Below are 2,272 nucleotides of genomic sequence, written 5' to 3'. Positions count from 1 at the left end.
GATCAATCAGCGGCGAGACATACATGCGCGCGTCAAAAATCTGGCCGTTCTTGCGCTTGACGCGCACCTCGAAACCACCGGGCGGCGTGCGGCCGTGCAGCTCATCGTCCAGCCGCTGCATCAGGGTCTCGATCTCGCCTTCCGGCCAATGCGGGAAGGGCGGCGTACGGCCCACCAGGTCGCCTTCAGTGAGGCCCGTCATCTGGCAAAACGCCGGGTTCACATAGGTGATGCGGCCCTGCAGGTCCAGCGCGCGCATGCCGGTCAGCATGGAGTTCTCCATCGCACGGCGAAAGTTGGTTTCAGAAATCAAGGCCTGCTGGGCCTGCACGCGACGGCGCGTATGGCGCCAGGTGCCCAGCAGCATCCACACCGTCAGTGCGCTCAGGGCGCTGACCAGCCAGAAAAAGCCGCTGCCCACGACTCCGAGTGAGGCCCGATAGCCTTCCGCACGAATCAGCAGGCCGTTGCCTACCGGTGAAACCGGTATTTCATATTCAGCGGCGGCATCGGTCCAGGGCAAAAGCCGGGCCGCGGGGTTGCGGGGCGGCGGGAGGTTGCCCGCCAGCACCGTGTTTTTGTCGTCGATCAGTGTGACCGCGTATTTGGCCGTCACATCCGTCGGCACGCCAAAGCGCAGCAGCCCGTCGATGGAGTATTCGCCCATGATGACGCCGGCAAATTTCCCCTGGTCATCGAGCGGCACCTGCAACTGCAGGGTAGGGGTGTTGTAGCCGCTGGCTTCCTTGGTCACCAGCGGGCGTGAATACACCGGTTGCCGCAGGTCTCTTGCCAGGTCGTAGGTGCCGTCTGTTTCGCCGACCTTGAGCTGCTCGCCGGCGCCGCGCAACTGGCTGGCGTTGGCGCTGGGCGATACATAGGCCACCTTGATCCGCCGCCTGCTGTCCACCCAGGTGACTGCCATGAGTTCGGGGTACTGGTTGACCAGGGATTCGGCCTGCGAGATGAATTCTTCCGTATCCACTTCCTTGTTGGAGACATCCCGCCCGATGCGCATGAGCTGCTCCTGGCGTTCCAGAAGGCGCAGGCGCAGGCGCTGCTGGGCGTATTCCACATCGCGCTTGACGGCCTGTTGCTCGCGGTCGATTTCTTCGATGCGCAGGTAACCGAAGGCTGCGATCACGGCTGCCAGAAACAGCACCACGGCCAGCAGGGGCCCCAAGGTGATGAAACGGTCCTGGCGCGACGGCGACTGCTTGCGCCACCAGCGCCTCCACAGGGCAAAGGTGGCGGAGTTCGCCATCGTGTCGGCGGGGGCAGGGGCTTGCTGGGTCATAGGGATGATGCAGTTTAAGTGAGATGCCCCTCTGTGGTCAGGGTTGACCCTGATCTTTTAAGGTGAGGCTGTGGGCTGCGCTGTCACATCGCTGGTTTCGATAAAGCAACCGGTATTTGCCAAGGGCATTTCCCCGCAGGTATCGATTTGCTGAACTTCCGTGAAATTTCTTAATGTGAAATCAATAAGCACTATTTGAAATTTAACAAATATTGTGAGAAACTAGGGTCTTGAATCTAATTTGCGTTTAAAACACGCTTAGGCGCAATTGGACACAGGCTCCGCGCACAGCCCGACAAGAGGCTGTATTGCGGATTAACAAAGCTTTATCAGGCTACTCAGGAGACAAAAAATGGCTGCCATTCCGAACCAAGCGGGCGACAACTTGCGCGCTGCCGCCAACGACGCGCTGGACAAGGACACCCAGGAAACCCGTGAATGGATGGACGCCCTGTCCGCCGTCATCGAAAGTGAAGGTCCCGAGCGCGCCCACTTTCTGCTCGAGCAACTCCTTGAGCACGCCCGCCAGAAAAGCATCGACATGCCTTTCTCGGCCAATACGGGCTATGTCAACACCATTGAAACCGACCACGAAGAGCGCTCTCCTGGCAACCTCGAGATCGAAGAACGTCTGCGCGCCTACATGCGCTGGAACGCCATGGCCATGGTAGTCAAGGCCAACCGCCTGCATCCGGCAGATGGCGGTGATTTGGGCGGCCACATCGGCTCCTTTGCCTCGCTGGCCAGCCTGTTCGGCGCCGGCTTCAACCATTTCTGGCATGCCGAGAGTGAAAACCACGGCGGCGACTGCCTTTACATCCAGGGCCACGTGTCGCCCGGTGTCTATGCCCGCGCCTACCTTGAAGGCCGCCTGACCGAAGAGCAACTGCTCAACTTCCGCCAGGAAGTCGATGGCAAGGGCCTGTCCAGCTACCCGCATCCCAAGCTGATGCCTGAGTTCTGGCAGTTCCCCAC

At 60.4% G+C, this 2,272-nt stretch carries 1 protein-coding gene and 1 pseudogene; one reads left to right on the top strand and one right to left on the bottom strand.

Going from position 1 to position 2,272, the window contains the following annotated elements:
• The coding region (locus AC1DWI_RS20285; protein ID WP_477725587.1) for a PAS domain S-box protein at positions 1 to 1,297 on the bottom strand (1,297 nt) is incomplete at its 3' end.
• A 352-nt stretch (positions 1,298 to 1,649) separates the two neighbouring features.
• Between AC1DWI_RS20285 and aceE the strand changes: the two are divergent.
• Positions 1,650 to 2,272: pseudogene (gene aceE, locus AC1DWI_RS20280) on the top strand (pyruvate dehydrogenase (acetyl-transferring), homodimeric type); the annotation flags it as partial.

It is taken from the genome of Polaromonas sp. P3_C2, assembly GCF_056402675.1.
The sequence above is the reverse complement of the archived record's forward strand: the minus strand, read 5'-3'. Positions and strand labels throughout refer to the sequence as shown.